Annotated in this window: 17 protein-coding genes; 1 reads left to right on the top strand and 16 read right to left on the bottom strand. The window is 59.1% G+C overall.

Annotation, left to right across the window (positions count from 1 at the left end):
• Window positions 1-43: 43 nt before the first annotated feature.
• From O9X91_RS03515 to bcp, 15 genes are all read right to left on the bottom strand, one after another.
• Entirely contained in the window at window positions 44-448 is a 405-nt protein-coding gene (locus O9X91_RS03515; RefSeq protein WP_142911455.1) for a hypothetical protein, read from the bottom strand.
• Window positions 449-527: 79 nt separating this feature from the next.
• Window positions 528-1,199, bottom strand: a complete 672-nt coding sequence (purQ, locus tag O9X91_RS03510) for a phosphoribosylformylglycinamidine synthase subunit PurQ (RefSeq protein WP_137410602.1) — start codon at window positions 1,197-1,199, stop codon at window positions 528-530.
• Between the two features lie 19 nt (window positions 1,200-1,218).
• Window positions 1,219-1,461, bottom strand: coding sequence for a phosphoribosylformylglycinamidine synthase subunit PurS (gene purS / locus O9X91_RS03505; RefSeq protein WP_003507918.1), 243 nt, complete (start codon window positions 1,459-1,461; stop codon window positions 1,219-1,221).
• Window positions 1,462-1,515: 54 nt separating this feature from the next.
• The gene (gene purC, locus O9X91_RS03500) at window positions 1,516-2,280 is read right to left on the bottom strand and encodes a phosphoribosylaminoimidazolesuccinocarboxamide synthase (RefSeq protein WP_077982034.1); all 765 of its coding nucleotides are present in this window, start codon (window positions 2,278-2,280) and stop codon (window positions 1,516-1,518) included.
• Window positions 2,281-2,483: 203 nt separating this feature from the next.
• Window positions 2,484-3,047 (bottom strand): alpha/beta hydrolase, encoded by a 564-nt coding sequence (locus O9X91_RS03495; RefSeq protein ID WP_269834031.1) that lies wholly within the window; start codon window positions 3,045-3,047, stop codon window positions 2,484-2,486.
• A gap of 68 nt (window positions 3,048-3,115) precedes the next feature.
• A complete protein-coding gene (purB, locus tag O9X91_RS03490) occupies window positions 3,116-4,423 on the bottom strand; it encodes an adenylosuccinate lyase (protein WP_142911453.1) in 1,308 nt (435 codons plus the stop codon).
• Between the two features lie 81 nt (window positions 4,424-4,504).
• Complete coding sequence (locus O9X91_RS03485; protein ID WP_269834030.1) at window positions 4,505-5,011, bottom strand: hypothetical protein; 507 nt, start codon at window positions 5,009-5,011, stop codon at window positions 4,505-4,507.
• A gap of 45 nt (window positions 5,012-5,056) precedes the next feature.
• Window positions 5,057-5,734, bottom strand: a complete 678-nt coding sequence (gene rpe, locus O9X91_RS03480) for a ribulose-phosphate 3-epimerase (RefSeq protein ID WP_142911452.1) — start codon at window positions 5,732-5,734, stop codon at window positions 5,057-5,059.
• 132 nt (window positions 5,735-5,866) lie between these two features.
• Entirely contained in the window at window positions 5,867-6,946 is a 1,080-nt protein-coding gene (locus tag O9X91_RS03475; RefSeq protein WP_244634916.1) for an ABC transporter substrate-binding protein, read from the bottom strand.
• Between the two features lie 136 nt (window positions 6,947-7,082).
• A complete protein-coding gene (locus tag O9X91_RS03470) occupies window positions 7,083-7,613 on the bottom strand; it encodes a helix-turn-helix domain-containing protein (RefSeq protein WP_269834029.1) in 531 nt (176 codons plus the stop codon).
• A gap of 1,466 nt (window positions 7,614-9,079) precedes the next feature.
• Window positions 9,080-9,523, bottom strand: coding sequence for an NUDIX domain-containing protein (locus tag O9X91_RS03465; protein WP_269834028.1), 444 nt, complete (start codon window positions 9,521-9,523; stop codon window positions 9,080-9,082).
• Window positions 9,524-9,531: 8 nt separating this feature from the next.
• The gene (locus O9X91_RS03460; protein ID WP_077982041.1) at window positions 9,532-11,028 is read right to left on the bottom strand and encodes a DEAD/DEAH box helicase; all 1,497 of its coding nucleotides are present in this window, start codon (window positions 11,026-11,028) and stop codon (window positions 9,532-9,534) included.
• A gap of 219 nt (window positions 11,029-11,247) precedes the next feature.
• Window positions 11,248-12,546, bottom strand: a complete 1,299-nt coding sequence (locus O9X91_RS03455) for a M23 family metallopeptidase (RefSeq protein ID WP_137410596.1) — start codon at window positions 12,544-12,546, stop codon at window positions 11,248-11,250.
• Window positions 12,547-12,636: 90 nt separating this feature from the next.
• Window positions 12,637-13,461, bottom strand: coding sequence for a ferritin-like domain-containing protein (locus tag O9X91_RS03450; protein WP_142911448.1), 825 nt, complete (start codon window positions 13,459-13,461; stop codon window positions 12,637-12,639).
• Window positions 13,462-13,474: 13 nt separating this feature from the next.
• Window positions 13,475-13,942 (bottom strand): thioredoxin-dependent thiol peroxidase, encoded by a 468-nt coding sequence (bcp, locus tag O9X91_RS03445; protein WP_137410594.1) that lies wholly within the window; start codon window positions 13,940-13,942, stop codon window positions 13,475-13,477.
• 119 nt (window positions 13,943-14,061) lie between these two features.
• On the opposite strand from bcp, the gene O9X91_RS03440 reads away from it, so the two are divergent.
• Window positions 14,062-17,445: a YhdP family protein gene (locus O9X91_RS03440; protein WP_269834027.1), complete on the top strand. Its 3,384-nt coding sequence runs from the start codon at window positions 14,062-14,064 to the stop codon at window positions 17,443-17,445.
• A gap of 43 nt (window positions 17,446-17,488) precedes the next feature.
• Here O9X91_RS03440 and tyrS read toward each other — a convergent pair whose 3' ends face one another.
• Complete coding sequence (tyrS, locus tag O9X91_RS03435; protein WP_142914297.1) at window positions 17,489-18,742, bottom strand: tyrosine--tRNA ligase; 1,254 nt, start codon at window positions 18,740-18,742, stop codon at window positions 17,489-17,491.
• Window positions 18,743-18,756: the final 14 nt, after the last annotated feature.

Below are 18,756 nucleotides of genomic sequence, written 5' to 3'. Positions count from 1 at the left end.
TTTTTTTAGTGGATTGCCGAGGGCCCGTTTCCGCGCTTGCCGATCAGCAGCCCTTGCCGCCGTTCGCCCAGCGTTTGACGTCGGTTGCGATGCGGCCGGACATGGGTTCGTTCATGACAGGGCCGAATGCATCGAGCTTTGCCGGGTTACCTTCGGCCTGAACCACCAGCATGGGGCGCGATTCCGGGCTGTTGCGCGGCACGAGCAGGATGCGCGGACGGCCGGAGAAGGAGTTGAGTTCCGGCGCCAGTCGATAGGCCTTGAAGGCCGCGTCGCCCGATTTGAACCAGCAGACATTCGCGCCAAGCGCAATGCGTTCCATGGTCGGCAGGGCCGCGCGGGAGATGGAGGAGGAAGGTTGCGGTTTCGGCTGGCAGGCGGCAAGCGCCACTGCCGCAAGGATCAATCCGGCGGCTTTGCAGGCATCGTGTGGAAAAAGACGGGGCATCAGGTCATCCAGAAGAGAAGCCGAAACATAGCCGGAAACCGGCATCAAAAAAGGCGGGCTTGAAACCCGCCTTTGTCTATCAGGCTGCGATGACGCCCAGCGCCGAAGCGAAGAGGCCGCGGCCGTCATTGCCGCCATGGGCGGCTTCGATCAGGTTTTCTGGATGCGGCATCATGCCGAGGACATTGCCCTTGGTATTGATGACGCCGGCAATGTCGTTCAGCGAACCGTTGGGGTTGGTGCCCTCGGCATAACGGAACACGACCTGACCATTGCCTTCTACGGACTTCAGCTCATCCGCATCAAGGAAGTAGTTGCCATCGTGATGGGCGACGGGGCAGCGCAGGATCTGGCCCTTGTCGTAGGCGCGGGTGAAGTCCGTGTCGTTATTGGCGACTTCGAGCTTCACTTCACGGCAGACGAATTTCAGCGAGGCGTTGCGCATCAAAGCACCCGGCAGCATGCCCGCCTCGACCAGAATCTGGAAGCCGTTGCAGACGCCTAGAACCTTCACGCCCTTTTCCGCTTTTTCGCGAATGGCCTGCATGACCGGCATGCGGGCGGCAATCGCGCCGCAGCGCAGATAGTCGCCGTAGGAGAAGCCGCCCGGAATGACGATCAGGTCGACATCGGGAATATCCGTTTCCGTCTGCCAGATGGTGACGGGCGCCTGACCGGAGATTTTCGTCAGAGCCGCGATCATGTCGCGGTCGCGATTGAGGCCGGGAAGTTGGACGACAGCGGATTTCATGGACGGCGGCTCCTGGAGCTTAGAGAATGGCGATGGCGTAGTTTTCGATGACCGTATTGGCCAGAAGCTTTTCGCACATTGCCTTCAGGTCGGTTTCGGCCTTGGCCTTATCGGCGCCTTCCAGCTCCAGATCGAAGACCTTGCCCTGACGGACATGGCCGACGCCACCGAAACCGAGGCTGCCGAGCGCGCCTTCGATTGCCTTGCCCTGCGGATCGAGAACGCCGTTCTTCAGCGTAACAGTCACCCGTGCCTTGATCACCTGATCTTCTCCTGATTTACCCTACGAGGCCAATATAACTTTACGAGGCCGATACTACTTTACCAGAACGGGGCCGGTGCCGCGGATCGGTTCGTTTTCATTGATGATGCCGAGACGGCGCGCGACCTCGGAATAGGCTTCCACAAGCCCGCCCATATCGCGGCGGAACAGGTCCTTGTCCATCTTTTTCTGGGTCTCGATGTCCCACAGGCGGCAGCTGTCCGGCGAAATCTCGTCGGCGAGGATGATGCGCATCATGTCGCCTTCAAACAGCCGACCGCATTCGATCTTGAAATCGACGAGCTGGATGCCGACGCCCAGGAAGAGACCGGAGAGGAAGTCGTTGACGCGGATGGCGAGCGCCATGATATCGTCGAGCTCGGCAGGGTTGGCCCATCCGAAAGCCGTGATGTGCTCTTCGGAGACCATCGGGTCTTCAAGCTCATCCGACTTGTAATAGAATTCGATGATGGAGCGCGGCAGAACCACGCCTTCCTCAATGCCGAGGCGCTTCGACAGAGAGCCGGCGGCGACATTGCGCACGACGACTTCGAGCGGGATCATCTCCACTTCCTTGATCAGCTGCTCGCGCATGTTGAGGCGGCGGATGAAGTGCGTGGGAATGCCGATCTTGTTCAGATGCGTGAAGACGTATTCGCAGATACGGTTGTTCAGCACACCCTTGCCGTCGATGACTTCATGCTTCTTCTTGTTGAAGGCGGTCGCATCGTCCTTGAAGAACTGGATAAGCGTGCCTGGCTCCGGACCCTCGTAGAGGATCTTGGCCTTGCCTTCGTAAATACGGCGGCGACGGTTCATAATTGCAGGTCTCTTGGTTGACGCCGATTCTGGTGGCGTTGCGTTTGGTCTTTGAAGCGGTCCCATAAAGGAAAAGCGTGCATTCTACAATGCGGCTCGCATATTTCCCTTCAATTCTTGTGACAGGCCGGGAAACGGCTTTGCCTGAAAAATCGGCTTGCGGAGCCGATAGAGAAGGCGGCGGCCTGCATGGCTGCCACCAATCAGGGCTCGACTGCCTTCAGCCGGCTCAGGAACTGCGCGAAGACCATGCCGCCTTCCGGCCACGGACCATGGCCGGACTCCGCGTTGATGTGGCCGGACATGCCGGCGTCGATCAAAAGCGAGCCCCAGGCGGCGGCGATGTCATCGGCATGTTCATAGGAGCCGAAAGGGTCGTTGCGGCTGGCGATGGTGATCGCCGGGAAAGGCAGCGGGTCGCGCGGGTAAGGCCCGAAGGTCATCAGGTGTTTTGGCCGGATATCGGGATTGGCGACATCGGGCGGCGCGACAAACAGCGCGCCGGACACCTTCTTGCCGATTTCCGGCAAGGCGTGGATCACGGTCGGTACGCCGAGCGAATGGGCGACGAGCACAACGGGCTTGGTGGAAGCGTTGACCTCTTCCACCAGCCGGGCGACCCAGTCTTCCTTCACGGGTTTGGACCATTCGGCCTGCTCGACGCGGCGGGCGGTGGAAAGCTTGCGCTCCCAGCGGCTCTGCCAGTGGTCGGGGCCGGAATTGGTATAACCGGGGACGATCAGGATATCTGTTTCTGAAACTTTCATGCGCCCATATCTGTGTTGTGATGCCGCCGCGATCAAGGCCGCGGCGGCATTAACTTCAGGGAGTTCTCTCAGGCCTCGCCGAAGACACGGGTGAAGATCGTGTCGACGTGTTTGGTGTGGTAGCCGAGGTCGAACTTTTCGCGGATCACCTCTTCGGACAGTGCGGCGCGCACCTCCTCGTCGCCCAGCAGTTCCTCAAGGAAGTCGGCACCCTGTTCCCACACCTTCATGGCGTTGCGCTGCACCAGACGGTAAGCGTCTTCACGGGAGACGCCAGCCTGCGTCAGCGCCAGCAGAACGCGCTGCGAATGCACGAGGCCGCGGAACTTGTTCATGTTCTTCAACATGTTGTCCGGGTAGATCACCAGCTTTTCGATGACGCCGGCGAGACGGTTCAGCGCGAAATCCAGCGTGACGGTCGTGTCTGGGCCGATGGCGCGCTCCACAGAGGAGTGGCTGATGTCGCGTTCGTGCCACAGCGCCACGTTTTCCATGGCCGGGACGACCGACATGCGCACCAGACGGGCAAGGCCGGTGAGGTTTTCGGTCAGAACCGGGTTGCGCTTGTGCGGCATGGCCGAGGAACCCTTCTGGCCGGGCGAGAAAAACTCTTCCGCTTCCAGAACTTCGGTGCGCTGCATGTGGCGGATTTCGATGGCGACGTTTTCGATCGACGAGGCGATGACACCGAGCGTCGCGAAGAACATGGCGTGGCGATCGCGCGGGATGACCTGCGTGGAGACCGGCTCGGGGATGAGGCCGAGCTTTTCGCAGACATGTTCTTCGACGCGCGGGTCGATATTGGCGAAAGTACCGACGGCGCCGGAGATTGCGCCGGTGGCGATTTCCGCACGGGCGTTGACGAGGCGCTCGCGATTGCGGTGCATCTCGGCGTAGAAACGCGCGAAGGTCAGGCCCATGGTGGTCGGCTCGGCATGGATGCCGTGGCTGCGGCCGATGCGCACCGTGTTCTTGTGTTCGAAGGCGCGGGTCTTCAGCGCTGTGAGCACCCGGTCCATGTCAGCGAGCAGCAGATCGGCGGCGCGCACGAGCTGGATGTTGAGCGTGGTGTCAAGCACGTCCGACGAGGTCATGCCCTGATGCACGAAACGGCTGTCGGGGCCGACAAATTCAGCAAGATGGGTGAGGAAGGCGATGACGTCGTGTTTGGTCACGGCCTCGATCTCGTCGATGCGCGCGACATCGAAGGTCGCGCTGCCGCCCTTTTCCCAAATGGTCTGGGCCGCCGATTTCGGGATAACGCCGAGTTCGGCCAGCGCGTCACAGGCATGTGCCTCGATCTCGAACCAGATGCGGAACTTTGTTTCCGGCGACCAGATGGCGACCATTTCCGGCCGGGAGTAACGAGGGATCATGGCAATGACTTTCTTAGTGGAGGAAATTTGCTGCCCGTTTAGCAAAGTGTTCCGCTAATCTCAATCTATCAAGCTGCATGGCTATGCCGCTCGTCGCGCAGGCCGGCAGAGGATTGCGCCAGCGGCCAAGAGCGGAACAATGGAAAAAGGAAAATAAAGCCCAAGACCGAGAATTGCGAATTGATAGACCGCGCCGAGCGACGTGAAGAGTTGTTGGAAAAACCAGATGCGTGAAAAAGCCGGTGCGTGCCATTGCGCATAAAAGATGCGGTATTCGAATGCGAACAATCCTGCCGCAACGGCCAGCGTGAAAAAAACGATGGCGAGACAAGCGGCCGCAAAACGTAATGGCCGGGATGTCGAGGCGGGGAGAAAGCGCAATGCGGCGAGCGCCAGTAGCCAGCCGAAAAAGCCGCCCACGAAAAAAAGCGTGATGATATCGGCGGCGTGGTCCGTTTCCAGCCTGTTTCGGACATAGAGGCCAATGCCGGCGGAAGCGGTCGAGCAGACGCCCCAGCCAAGCGCGCCGAGCAAAATCAACAGAGTTGGAAGAGCCTTGCCACGGAAGCTCTTCATGCCGCTTTCCATGACAATCCCCCGATGCCTCGTTGTGCCGCATTCAGCCGTGGTGGTTTACGTCCGTCCGGCTTCGGCTGCCGTGCGCAGCAGGGCGACCGTTTTGCGATAGTCATCGACGCCATCGCCTTTGAAGACCGCCGAGCCGGCGACGAGCGCATTGGCGCCGGCGGCGATGATGTCACCTGCTGTCTGCGCTGTCACGCCGCCATCCACCTCCAGTTCGATCGGCCGTTCACCGATCATCGCCTTTGCTGCACGAATCTTGTCGAGCATGGCGGGAATGAATTTCTGACCGCCGAAGCCGGGATTGACGCTCATGATCAGCACGAGGTCGACATCATCCAGCACGTTTTCGATGACGGAAAGCGGCGTTGCCGGATTGAGCGTGACGCCGGCCTTCAGGCCAAGTCCGCGAATGGTCTGGAGAGAACGGTGAAGATGTGGCCCGGCCTCCGCATGCACGGTGATGCTATCGCAGCCCGCCTTGGCGAAGGCTTCGAGATAAGGATCGACGGGCGCAATCATCAGGTGGCAATCGAAGAAGGCATTGCTGTGCGGGCGAAGCGCCTTGATGACGTCAGGGCCAAAGGAGATGTTGGGGACGAAGTGGCCGTCCATGACATCGAGATGAATCCAGTCCGCGCCCGCTTCCGTGACATCGGCGACTTCCTGTCCGAGCTTGGCGAAATTTGCAGCCAGAATGGACGGGGCTATGCGGATGGGCAGGGACATGGGGCAAACTCCTCTCGACGCGTTGCGTAAGCTGCCTTTAACACCAAGTATCCGGGTTTGGAACGGCTGGCATCGCGGTTGCCGGGGGTTTTAAGCTACGTTTCCTCGAAATTTCGGCCGCGCGGGTTTCGCCTATGGTCTTTCCGCCTTGTCCGCCGGTTCGAAGCGCTGGCCGTTCCATCGCTGCAGGCGGTAAGGATTGTCCGAAAGGTCATGCGAGGGGTTGAAGCCGAGCTCGCCGATGACTGTCCTGAACACGGCGCCGCCCGCCAGTATCTCCGGCGCGGGTTTCGACTGCGCCTGCGTGGCTTCCGCAAGGGCGGCAGTCAGTTCCGCAGCCGCATAGGCCGGCAGGACATAACCTTCCGGCTCGATGCCGGCGCCGCGCAGTTCGCCGGCGACGGCCTGAGCCGATGGCAGGGTATCATAGGCCGGGCGGGTGACCGCCAACACATTCGCGGCGAGGGGAACCGGGTTGTTGGCGGCGTTCATGGCGTCGCCGCCCATGATTGTCAAAGGAAGGTTTTCCGACCCGGCATCTCTGGCGATGATGGCCACGTCGTTGCGCTCAGCACCGACGAAGACATGGGAGACGCCAGTGCGCGCCAGTCGGCGCACCAGCGCCACCTGCTGTTCCTGATTGGGTCGCATCGTGTCGGCAAAGGTGGGTTTGAGACCGTTTTCCTCGAGCGAAGAGCGGATGCGGTCGACCAGCTCGCGGCTGTAGATCGTGCCGTCATCCACAAGCCCGATGGAATGTCCCTTCCAGTCGCGCAGCATGATCTCCGCGATCCTGTCCGATTCGGCCCTGTCGGACGGGGCGAGACGAAAGAGCGGCCAGCCGTATTTCAGGGCGTCTTCCATCAGGATCGGTGCGCGGCTGGAAAGCGTGATGGCGGGTATGGCGGCCGCCTTCAAGGGCGGCAGAACGCCCTGAAGCGTTTCCGTGCATAAAAACCCAATCGCGGTGCTGACCTTGGCGGCTACAAGGCCGTCGGCAATAGCGCCGCCGCTGCCGTCTTCGCAGCTTTCATGGATTTCGACGACATCAAGGCCGAGCTTGGCGGCCGCCGCTTTCGCCCCCTGCCGTATCTGCTGTCCCAGAAGTTCGTAAGGACCGCTCTGGGGAGCAACGATGCCAATCGATGCCGCGCTTGCTGAGCCCGCAAGGGCAAAACCGGCGATGATCGTTAGCAGGCGAAGTGAAAGCATGACGCGATGGAAATCCTGTTGTCTCGGCTTGATGTTTATCGGCAACAACCGGTTTTCCAAAGGAAAAATATGCGCTTCACGGTCATTCCCGGAAAACTATCACATTGCACGCGCGTCGCGCCCTGCCACCAATAAATCAACCTGTCGATCTTTTATTGCCTTCGGCGTCCGCTCGTTTCGAACGCAGTTCCTCCGCAAGGCTTTGCTCCACCCAGGGCAACTGCGACATCAGATCGTTCCATTCGAAAGAGGGGCCGGCGCGGCTCGTCAGATTGTTATGCCATCTCGTCAGCTCCGCGAAGCGCTGATCGTCGGTTATCCTGACTTGCTGGTCACGGTAAACTTTGTTTATCAGCCTCCCGAGCGGATTGATCAGATCGACCAGAAGCTGATGTGAGCCATGCTCCGTGTTTGTTGATTGCCCGGTCTCGAACATATCGCCTTGCCCCGTGACGAGCCAGGATATGTTGACGCCGAATTCACGGTGATAGGCGCTAAGCAGTTCGGCGTCGGGCACGCGTTCGCCCCGCTCATAATGAGCCAGTCCGCTTTTACTGATCGAAAGCCGGCTCGCAAAGACATTCCGGTCATCGATATCGAAAGCTGCCCTCACAGCTCTGAGGCGTCTTCCAAGGTCTGTCTTGGACTCGACTTCTTTCCTAGCCAAATTCTCTCAAATTAAATCACAAATGGAGTTTACAAAAATCCAAATGTGATTTAATCCTCTCTGTGTTCGTATATCACCAGTTTGAAGGGCGTCTGCCGGGACGCACCTGTTTTAGAAGGTTATTTAGCACTGTGTTAAAGGTATCAGCAAGATAGGCGCATGCTTCGTGCTCCCTGCACTGACCCACATATCGCGCCATAGATGCTTCATGACTCCTCAGCGGTCTTGAAGGCGATGCGGTTTTGAGGGGGGCGATGACAATATTTAAATATATAAATTTCCAAAAAGGCGGTCACGATGTGCGTTGAGAGGCCGAAGCAAATTCTCAAGGTGCCCGGTATGATCGTCAAGGGCCTTGCGGTGCTCGTTTTGTGCCCATTCATATTGTTGTTCGCGATAATCATGATGGCAATGGTGGCGATCTCTCCTGAGATAAAGCCGCGAGAAGAAAGGCGTGACTGATCAGGTTTTCTGTCGCGAAGGAGGGGTGGCCGCGCACTAATATGAATGTGTCGTCATCGGAAAATATGGAGAAAATTGCAAAAGCATTCGTACTTTACTTTACGCGCAGGCCTCATTTGCTGGTTTTAGTCGTCTCTATCGTCATGTGGGGGATTATCATTTTTTTTGCCCGATTCATCATGTCGCCGTATTAGGTGCAGCAAGGTATGCGCTTAGTATGATTTTATTGCATCGTGAAATGCCCACTCAACAGCAGAAAATCGCCTGAAGTCTGGTCGTGGATTTCAGCGTGAACCTTCATGTTTTAGTCACCTATAGAAATATCAAGTTTTAGTTGTTCTGCGTCTTGCAAACCGAAGCAGCCATAGTCGTTAATTTTCCGTGGATCATCCTCGATTTACTCTGATTGCTACAGGAATAAACTCTGTGCGGAGGAGCGACCGTTTTACTTTATAAAACTATCATATTTGTGGAGTAGATATGAAATTTAGAACCTGTGCATCTTGGTTGTGCCTTTTATAGTGCAGCCCACAAAAATGCACATTTTGTTCTCATCTCCGTAAATATCTGATATATATTAGAAATATATAAAGCTTCACCTCATTGGCAGGTTTGTTTTTCCGGTTTTTTCGCAATTGCGAGAAGATTTGCTTGACGCAAAGTAAATGATTAGCTTAAATGTAATTGTTTCAGGGGACGACTGAAATTGGCCTTAACCGGCCTCGGAAAGTGTTCCGATTGTAAGCACTGCCAGACTATATTGCTTCATATATTGTATTTTTTTCATTACGTATAAACCGCTTCAGGAAACTGGGGCGGTTTTTTATGTGGGGCTAAATTCAGCAATTTTAAATTGAATTCGGAAAGCCTTACGCCAAGGCGTGCTTCCGTCTGCCGTTTGTTGAAAAAATATAGCGCGGAGACGGCGATACCGGCTCTCGCGCGTCATTCGCGCGGCTGTTTGACGATGCGCTTTGACTGGCCTCGCCCAACAGGCGGCGGGCTCAGTTTTCTGGCTGGCCTTTTTTCAGGGCGGCCAAGGCGTCCCTGGCGAAGGCGGAGATGGGTTCGGGAAGCTTATCCGGATCGAACCAGCCGATGGCGGAAAGCTTGTCGGGTTCGGTCAGTGCCGGCTCACCCTGCGCATCGCGGGTGACGAAGATCAGCGAAACCCAGTGGTGACGGTCTTCCGTATCGATGAATTCGCTATGGCAGAGGAGTTCGACGTCGCCGATCTTGAGCCCGGTCTCTTCTTCGGCCTCGCGGCGTGCAGCGGCGAGGGATGTTTCAAGGTGATCGACCTTGCCGCCCGGAATGTTCCAGTATCCGGCTTCCGGCGCCTTCAAGCGCCGGCATAAAAGTATGCGTTCGTCGCGCAATATGACAAGGCCGACGCCGACGCCCGGAAAATCAAGGCCGGGCCTGGTGGTCGATGTCATGCTGCCCATTCCCGCGGTCAGCCCTTGGCGTTGGCGACAATCAGCATGAAAGCGGGGATGTCGTCGCCGAAACCAACCGGTGTCGGGCCATCGTCGTGGTCGCGATAATGGCGGCGGCGGTCGCGGTTGTCGTCATTGGCGTGCAACGGGTTGCGGCTGTTGCGGTCGGAATTGCGCGGGGTCTTTTCCGATTTACGTTCTGCTCTCACCTTGTCGTCTCCATGAGCCGCGACATCAGCGTCCGCAGCGGATTGTGCACCCTGATTGATGTTGTCGACCGGCGCTGCGTCGCGACGGTTGCGGTCGCGGCCCCTGCCGCCCCGTTCCTTGCCCCGGCGGCCGGAGTTGCTTTCAAAGCTTTCCATCGGCGCGGGAAGGGTGGAGAGGTCACCGTTCTGCCACTCGATCTTTTCGCCGATCAGCTTTTCGATCGCGTCGAGATATTTGGTGTCGTTTCTGGTGACGATGGTGAAGGCCTTGCCCGAGCGGCCGGCGCGACCGGTGCGGCCGATGCGGTGGACATAGTCTTCCGAATGAATGGGAATATCGAAGTTGAAGACGTGGCTGACATCGGGGATGTCGAGGCCGCGTGCGGCGACGTCAGAGGCGACGAGCAGCTTCAGGTTGCCGTCCTTGAAGCTCTGCAGCATCGTGGTGCGCGAACGCTGGTCCATGTCGCCATGCAGCGCGCCGACGGAAAAGCCGTGACGGTCGAGCGAGCGGAACAGGTCGGCCACATCCTTCTTGCGGTTGCAGAAGATGATGGCGTTCTTCAGTTCGGCTTCTTCGGCGCGGACGAGATCGCGCAGCACAGCGCGCTTTTCATAGTCCTTGTTGTGCGCGGCGACGATGCGCTGGGCAACGGTCTTTGCCGTGGAGGAGGGCTTGGCAACCTCGACACGGACGGGGTTCTGCAGGAAGCGATCAGCCAGCTTCTGGATTTCCGGGGGCATGGTGGCCGAAAAGAACAGCGTCTGCCGGGTAAAGGGGATCATCTTGGCGATGCGCTCGATATCGGGAATGAAGCCCATGTCCAGCATGCGGTCGGCTTCATCGATGACGAGGATTTCCACGCCGGTCATCAAAAGCTTGCCGCGTTCGCAATGGTCGAGAAGACGGCCGGGGGTGCAGATGAGAACATCGGCGCCGCGCTCAAGCTTGCGGTCCTGGTCTTCGAAGGAAACGCCGCCGATGAGAAGGGCCACGTTCAGCTTGTGATTCTTGCCGTATTTCTCGAAGTTCTCCGCCACCTGTGCTGCAAGCTCACGGGTCGGCTCGAGGATCAGCGTGCGCGGCATTCTTGCGCGGGCGCGGCCCTTCTCGAGCAGGGTAAGCATCGGCAGAACGAAGGACGCGGTTTTGCCCGTGCCGGTCTGTGCGATACCGCAGATATCACGCTTTTCCAGCGCCGGCGGAATGGCGCCAGCCTGAATGGGTGTCGGCGTCGTGTAGCCGGCATCTGCAATAGCGGAAAGAACTTTTTGGCTCAGGCCAAGATCAGAGAATGTTGTCAAAGGAAGAACTTTTTCCGTTCTGGTTCGGTACGATATACCTGCGTGCGCTCTGGCACTTGCAAAGACTTGGCGCGGGGATAGGCCCAAATTGCCGGAAAGTCAAGGAAACAACGGGAAAAGCACGCGAAACGTGATGCCTCGGGCTGGGCTTTTAAGCCTTGGGCGCATATTTGTGCGGTTTATCGTTAAAATAGCAAAAGAAGCGTTAAAATCGGGCTGCTATTTCAGGTAGGTTTTGAGTTCCGTTCCCGCGATCAGGAACCGCATGGGATCAACGGGCACATCGTTGCGGCGTACCTCATAATGTACATGCGGGCCGGTGGAGCGGCCGGTGCTGCCGGCGCGGCCGATGATATCGCCGGTTTCGACCCTGTCGCCGACTTTCACCAGAATTGCGGAAAGATGGCCGAATCGCGTCGAGACGCCCTGGCCGTGATCGATCTCGACCATATTACCATAGCCGCCGGAATTTTCCGCCACCGTCACCCTGCCCGCGCCGGTGGATTTGACGTCAGCGCCGGTTTCTGCACGAAAATCGATGCCGGTATGAAGGGCCGGGCGGCCGAGAAACGGATCCATCCTGTTGCCGAATCGGCTGGTGATCGCCCGGCCGGGGGCCGGGTTGCCGAAGGGCAGGTTGGTCGCGGTTTCCTTGACGATGTCGAGCCGGTTCAGCGCATTGTCGAGATTGGTAAGCGACAGGTTGAAGGGATCGGTTTCGCCGCGCTCGGGATCCGCATAGGGGCCGCCAATGTCGTCGTTGCCGTTTTCTTCGATTTTCAGGCCCGCCTGCCGGATGATGTCCTGCATCGCATTCGCCTTGTCCTCGGCGTCGCTGGTCAGTCTGGCGATCCGCGATATCTGCTGGTGTTCGATATTCTTCAGCGACAGCGTCACCTTGGAAAACACCCGGTCGGCCCGGTCGGATGGCGTTTCGCCGGCTTCCGGCACATAGGCGGCGTGTCTGTCGGATGTGGCCGGCTTTTCCGCCTGCGGCCTGCGTGGGGTCATCAGCTTTTCAATGGCCGAGAGGCCGCCGGAGAGGTCGGCGCGTTTTTCCGGCGCCATGGCGTTCGAAAGAGACGAGGGCGCGATAGGGGAGGCGGCAATGCCGGAATTTTCGGCGCGCTCAAGCAATTCGCTCATGCGACCGTGCCGCGAGGCCAGCGCCGCCTGCTGCTCCAGCAGCTTTTCCACTTTCTTTTCAACAACCTGCTGATCGAGCAATTGCCGGGAGGTGACACGGTCCACCTGGGCTCTGAGCGCCGCGATGCGGTCTTCATAGTCGTTTTGCATGCGGGTCTGGCGCGCCATGGTCGCGCCGATCAGGTCGTCACGCAAAATGAGATAGCCTGTGGCGCCGAGATATCCGAGCGAAAAAAGCCCGATCGCGCAGCCGGCAAGCGCCGCCATCCACGGCCGAATGGTCATGTGCCGCACGCTTTCGCCGCGCGCGAGAATGAGCACGTGGGGCTCACGCTTTTTGCCGAATACCCGGTTTTCCGCCGTATCAGTCACAATCTCTCTCCGGACTGGCCGATTTCTTAACGGAAATCATAATTCGTTAAGGTTAACGAAGTTTTGCCGGAGAGGTTTTAGCCGTGTCGGCTATCGGCTGACGGATGTCAGCGAGCGGTAAAAGGATGGCGTCAGGCCGGCCTCGGCGCGGGCGAGGTCGTTGAAAGGCGGTTTCAGGGGGCCGCGGAAATTGGCGCGGACCAGTTGCCTGAAGGTTGCCGCCGGGTCCTTCTTTTCACGCGCGCACAAGAAACGGAACCATTTCGCGCCGATGGCGACGTGGCCCTTCTCGTCATTGTAGATCACGTCAAGAACCGCAGCGCTTTCTAGATCGCCGGTCTCGCGCATCTTGGCCTGCAGGGAAGGGGTGACATCAAGCCCACGCGCCTCCAGGATGAGCGGCACGACCGCAAGCCTCGCGGTCAGATCGTTGCGGGTGGAATGCGCAGCCTGCCACAGCCCGTCATGGGCGGGCAAGTCACCATAATCGGCCCCGAGGCTTCGTAACCGGTCCCGAACCAGCCGGAAATGCTTCGCTTCCTCGAAGGCGACCTGCATCCAGCCGTCGAAAAAGGAGTGCGGCACCGGCTCGCCGGCATAACGGGCGACGATATCGAGCGCGAGATCGACGGCATTGAGTTCGATATGGGCGATGGCGTGCAAGAGGGCGATGCGACCCTTGACGCTGTGCAGCGAACGGCGCTCCACCGCGGTCGGTGGAACGAGTTCCGGCTTCGCAGGCCTTCCCGGCCGCTCGGGCAGCGGCGGATCGAGCGGGGAGCGCAATGACAGCCGGCGCTCGAACCAGCGCGTTGCCGTTTCCTGCGCGAGTTCGGTTTTTCGGTCGAGATCGGCACTGACGATAGCTTCCGTGGCGCCGCCGCGCAGGGAGATGATTCTGGCCCGGAGCGTCACGGCTGGACGGCCCTCAGAGCTTTTTTGCAGCCTCGAGAACGGCCTGTGCATGGCCCGCGACCTTCACCTTGTTCCAGATTTCCGCGATTTTTCCATCCGGAGCCACAAGGAAGGTGGTGCGTTCGACACCCATGTATTTTTTCCCATACATGCTTTTTTCCTTCCAGACGCCGTAGGCCTCCAGAACCTTCCTCTCCTCGTCGGAAGCGAGCATGACGGAAAGGGAATGTTTTGCCGCGAACTTGTCGTGGCTTTTGACGCTGTCGGGCGAAATGCCGATAACGACGGCGTTGGCGGCCTCGAATTCGCCGCCCAGCGCGCTGAAGTCGATGGCTTCTGCGGTGCAGCCGGAAGTATCGTCCTTCGGGTAGAAATAAAGAATGACCGCCTTGCCTTGCAGTTTCGACAATGTCACCGTCCCTTCACCGTTACGGGGCAAGGTGAAGTCGGGGGCGGGGCTGCCAATCGTCAAGTCTGTCATATTCTACCTTTCTTTCGCCGGGATGTTGAGGGAAAGTCGCCACATTCGATATATAGCGAAACCGCGCGTCGTCCAGTGTTGCGGCGAAACAAAAGCTACTTAGAGGCAAACACGGGCGTATGGCTGAAATAAGGGGTGAAAAGGTTACGTTCGGCAAGCGCGATATGGTTGCGCTGCACGAGCTTCCTTCGGCTCAGGCCGAAGACCCGATCATCGTGCATTGCCCGCCGCCGCGCTCCATGGCGCGCGCTTTCTGCAAGATTTTTGCGGCCCTTTTCGTGCTGGCTTTCCTGTCCATCGGCGGCATCATTCTGTCGGTCGAGACCGGTTCCATCGATAAGACGCTTTCGAGCCAGGCGCAGCAGGCGCTGGAAAAGGCACTCGGTCCCCATTACAGCGCGCGGATCGGCTCCTCGGCGATCCGGTTTTCCACCGGGCTGAGGCTGGCGCTGGTGGCCGAGGACGTGGATATCATCGAGAAGGAATCCGGCCAGCATCTGAGCCGGGCGCGGGCGATTGGCATGGCGCTCGACCCGCTTGCGCTTCTGGCGGGCCATGTGTCGGTGCAGAGCCTCGAGGCCGACGGGATGGAACTCGATACGGCGCTTTTGCCGAAAGGCAACGGTTTCGATCTCGCCAGCATCAAGCTCGACGCCGTGCCGCAACAATTGCAGATGGCGTTCGGGCAACTCGACAAGCTTGCCCAGGCGTTTCTCAGCAGCGGCACCGAGGAAATCGATATTTCCAGCGTTTCGGTTCACCTGCCGCCCAGCGAACAGGGCAAGCCGCGCACCATCGAGGTGCGGGAACTGTCGCTGACACCGGATCAGCAGGGCGGATATACGCTTGATGGAGAAACCCTGTTTAACGGGGAAATCGCCAGCGTGTCGCTCAGAACCTCAGGCGCGGGCGGCGTGATCTACGGTTTTGACGCCCGCATCGATGGTTTCGATATCGGCCCGTTCCTGGAAAAATTCGATCCGGAAGGAAATCTCCATGAGGGCCTGAACGTCAAGACAGGCGTGAATATCGTCGCGCGGCGTGCCACGGCGGCCCAGGAACCACGTCTGGACGTTTCGCTCGGCCTTGGCAATGGAACGCTTATGATTGGCGGCGAGTCCCAGCCGTTCACAACCGGCACGGTGCATGCGCGTTATGATTTTGCAAAAAACAGCGTGGTCATCGACAATTCGCGGTTGGAACTCGGGCGGACGATTATTCCCGTCAGCGGTGAAATCAGCGATACGGAAGAGGGTTTCGGCCTTTCACTGAGAGTAGACAACGGCGTCGCTTCCTCCGAAGCCTCGGGTGAAGCACCCGTTTCTTTCAACCTGAAAGCGGACGGTCATTTTACAACGGCCGCGAAGCAGCTTGACGTTCCCTCGCTTTACGTCAGCGGCCCGCTCGGAGATATGGCGGGGTCGCTGAAAATCCGGTTTGGCGAGGGGTCGCCGGAAATCAGCTTTGGCGGCCAGATTCCGAAGATGGAGGCGACGGCCGTCAAGCAGCTTTGGCCGTTCTGGATGGCGCACAAGCCGCGCGACTGGGTGGTCTCCAATCTTTACGGCGGCACCGTCACCAATGGGTCAATCGCAATCTTCATCCCGCAGGGACGGATGTGCGGCCCCGGCTGCCCGCTGGTGCTTGGCGAAAGCGAAATGCAAATCCGCTTCGATATTGACGAGACGCGCCTCAACACGACGGGCGACATTCCGCCGCTGCGGGATGTCGATGCGCATTTCGACCTCGTCGGCGGCAAGATGGTCGTCGATATCAAGGAGGGTACATCCTATTTCCCCTCCAACCGGACGCTTTCATTGGAGAACAGCCGCTTTCTCATTTCAGATGTGTATGAGAAGCCGCTGCTCGGAAATCTTGAACTGAACGTGTCCGGTGCGGCCGATGCCGTGGCGGAGCTTGCGACGCTCAAGCCCATCAATGCGCTCAAGGATACGCAGTTCAAGCCAGAGGATTTCACCGGCGACGTCAAGGTCAGTGCGAAGCTGACCGTTGGCATGCTCTCCAGCCAGAACCCGCCCCCGCCAGTGTGGACGGCCGATCTCGACCTGAAGAACCTGGCGCTGACCAAGCCCTTCGCCGGCCACAAGGTGACCGCGCTTGATGGTTTCATGTCGCTGAACGACCACCAGCTCAAACTGGAGGGCAAGGGTCGGGTGGACGATGTGCCGATGGACATCGTGATGACGGAGCCGGTGCGCAAGAACAGCGATATCGCGCCGACGCTGTCGTTGAAGGCTAGCCTGAACGAAACGCAGGTTGCCAAGCTCGCTCCGGAACTCTCCACGGTTCTTGGCGGCACAACGGCGATTGAAATCGACGGCGCCGACCCGAAACGCCAGGATATCCGGCTCGATCTGACCAAGGCGTCGATCATTCTGCCCGGGCTCGGCTGGAGCAAGGGCATCGGCATTCCCGCCAGCGCCGCCTTCACCATGGAAACGGGAGACGGGCGCACGACGATCAGCGACTTCTCGCTCGATGGCGACGGCTTCGGCGCCGCCGGCGATATCGCCTTTAGCAAGAACGGGCTGATTTCGGCCGATCTCAGCCGCGTGCAGCTCTCGCCCTCGGATAATTACGCCGTTTCGGTCGCCGCTTCGAAGAACGGCTATATCATCAATGCCTCGGGAAAATCCGCCGATCTCAGGCCTTTCCTCTCGAAGCTTCGCAGCTCTTCCGGTGGCGGCGACGGAACGTCGCGTGCACAGCCATCCCTTGCCATCAAGACGCAATTCGACAAGGTCTACGGGTTCAACGACGAAATTCTTGCCAATGTCAGTTCCGATGTCAGCGTGCGGGACGGCAAGGTCCGCTCCATCGATTTCCGTGGCGTCACCGGCAACGGCCAGGCGGTCGTGGCGCAGACCGTCAATCGCGGGGCGACGGGAACCGTGACGCTGACCAGCAGCGACGCGGGGTCGCTCGCCCGTTTCGCCAATATCTACAGCCGCATTCGCGGCGGCCTTCTCAACCTTGCGCTGACGACCTCCAATGGCAGCGACTGGAGCGGATCGCTCGACCTGCGCAATTTTGCCGTCGTCAACGAAGCCAAGCTTCAGGACATCGTCGCCACGCCGACGGGCGAGGACGGCAGGAGCCTCAACAATGCAGTGCGCCGCAATATCGACGTGAGCTCGGAAAAGTTCCAGCGCGGGTTTGCCCGGCTCGTTTATGTCAACGGTTCGGTGGCGGTGGAAAACGGCGTCGTGCGCGGCGAGCAGATCGGCGCAACCTTCCAGGGGTTGCTGAAGGATCAGAATGGCCGCATGGACATGACCGGCACCTTCATGCCCGCCTATGGGCTGAACCGGCTGTTCGGCGAGTTGCCCTTCATCGGCATCTTCCTCGGCAACGGCCGCGACCGCGGCCTGCTCGGCATCACCTTCAAGCTTTCCGGCCAGACGGACCAGCCGAAGCTGACGATCAATCCGCTGTCGCTGATTGCACCGGGCGTCTTCCGGCAAATCTTCGAGTTCCAATAAAAAGGGCCGCTTTCGCGGCCCTTGATGCGGGTTTGGTGCTGGTTTACGCCGGGCGAACCAGAACGTGCTTTTTCTTGCCAACCGATAGCTTGATGACGCCGTCGCCGGTCACTTCGCCGGTGCCGACCATCTGACGCTCGTCGGAAATGCCCTGATCGTTGATCTTCACCGCACCGCCCTGAACGTGGCGGCGAGCTTCGCCATTCGAGCCGGCAAGGCCGGCACGGACGATGAGGGAGAGGACGCCAACGCCGGCTTCGAGTTCGGATGCCGGAACCTCGATGGAGGGCAGGTTTTCGGCGAGCGCGCCTTCCTCGAAGGTCTTGCGCGCCGTTTCGGCCGCTTCTTCCGCAGCGGCGCGGCCATGCAGGATCGCCGTCACCTCGGTTGCGAGGATCTTCTTCGCTTCGTTGATCTCAGACCCGCCAAGCGCCGCGATGCGAGCGATTTCGTCCATCGGCAGGGTGGTGAACAGCTTGGCGAAGCGCACGACATCCGCATCTTCCGTGTTGCGCCAGTATTGCCAGAAATCATAGACCGGCAGCAGGTCCTTGTTCAGCCACACGGCGCCCGAGGCCGACTTGCCCATCTTGGCACCCGAAGAGGTGGTGAGCAGCGGCGAGGTCAGCGCGTAAAGCTGCGGTGTTCCCATGCGGTGACCGAGGTCGATGCCGTTGATAATGTTGCCCCACTGGTCAGAGCCGCCCATCTGCAGGCGGCAGCCGGTGCGCTGGTTCAGCTCCACAAAGTCGTAGGCCTGCAGGATCATGTAGTTGAATTCGAGGAAGGACAGCGACTGCTCGCGGTCGAGACGCGTCTTCACGCTGTCGAAGGACAGCATGCGGTTGACCGAGAAGTGGCGACCGACATCGCGCAGGAATTCGAGATAGTTCAGACCACGCAGCCAGTCGGCATTGTTGATCATCAGCGCCGGATTATTGGCGCGGTCGTAGTCGAGGTAATTGGCGAAGACATGCTTGAGCGAGGTGATGTTGTCCTCGATCATGTCGATCGTCATCAGCTTGCGGGCCTCTTCCTTGAAAGACGGATCACCCACCATGCCGGTGCCGCCGCCCATCAGGGAAATCGGCTGATGGCCGGTCTTCTGCATCCAGTGCAGCATCATGATCTGGGTAAGGTGGCCGACATGCAAACTGGAAGCCGTCGGGTCATAGCCGATATAGGCGGTCACGGTTTCCTTGGCGAACAGTTCGTCGAGACCTGCCTCATCGGAGATCTGGTGAATGAAGCCGCGCTCATCGAGCGTGCGGAGGAAATCGGACTTGAACCTGGACATAACCTTTGACTTTC

The sequence above is a fragment of the Agrobacterium salinitolerans genome, assembly GCF_027498475.1.
In the GTDB taxonomy this organism is placed as follows: Bacteria; Pseudomonadota; Alphaproteobacteria; order Rhizobiales; family Rhizobiaceae; genus Agrobacterium; species Agrobacterium salinitolerans.
Note: the sequence above shows the minus strand (reverse complement) of the source record. Positions and strands in the feature narration are given on the sequence as shown.

Coding starts and splice junctions, on each gene's coding strand:
- bcp (WP_137410594.1), bottom strand. CDS start 13,942: ATGACAGACTTGACGATTGGCAGCCCCGCCCCCGACTTCACCTTGCCC.
- O9X91_RS03465 (WP_269834028.1), bottom strand. CDS start 9,523: ATGGGCAGCATGACATCGACCACCAGGCCCGGCCTTGATTTTCCGGGC.
- O9X91_RS03475 (WP_244634916.1), bottom strand. CDS start 6,946: ATGCTTTCACTTCGCCTGCTAACGATCATCGCCGGTTTTGCCCTTGCG.
- O9X91_RS03485 (WP_269834030.1), bottom strand. CDS start 5,011: ATGGAAAGCGGCATGAAGAGCTTCCGTGGCAAGGCTCTTCCAACTCTG.
- O9X91_RS03495 (WP_269834031.1), bottom strand. CDS start 3,047: ATGAAAGTTTCAGAAACAGATATCCTGATCGTCCCCGGTTATACCAAT.
- tyrS (WP_142914297.1), bottom strand. CDS start 18,742: ATGTCCAGGTTCAAGTCCGATTTCCTCCGCACGCTCGATGAGCGCGGC.
- O9X91_RS03440 (WP_269834027.1), top strand. CDS start 14,062: ATGGCTGAAATAAGGGGTGAAAAGGTTACGTTCGGCAAGCGCGATATG.
- purQ (WP_137410602.1), bottom strand. CDS start 1,199: ATGAAATCCGCTGTCGTCCAACTTCCCGGCCTCAATCGCGACCGCGAC.
- purB (WP_142911453.1), bottom strand. CDS start 4,423: ATGATCCCTCGTTACTCCCGGCCGGAAATGGTCGCCATCTGGTCGCCG.
- rpe (WP_142911452.1), bottom strand. CDS start 5,734: ATGTCCCTGCCCATCCGCATAGCCCCGTCCATTCTGGCTGCAAATTTC.
- O9X91_RS03515 (WP_142911455.1), bottom strand. CDS start 448: ATGCCCCGTCTTTTTCCACACGATGCCTGCAAAGCCGCCGGATTGATC.
- purC (WP_077982034.1), bottom strand. CDS start 2,280: ATGAACCGTCGCCGCCGTATTTACGAAGGCAAGGCCAAGATCCTCTAC.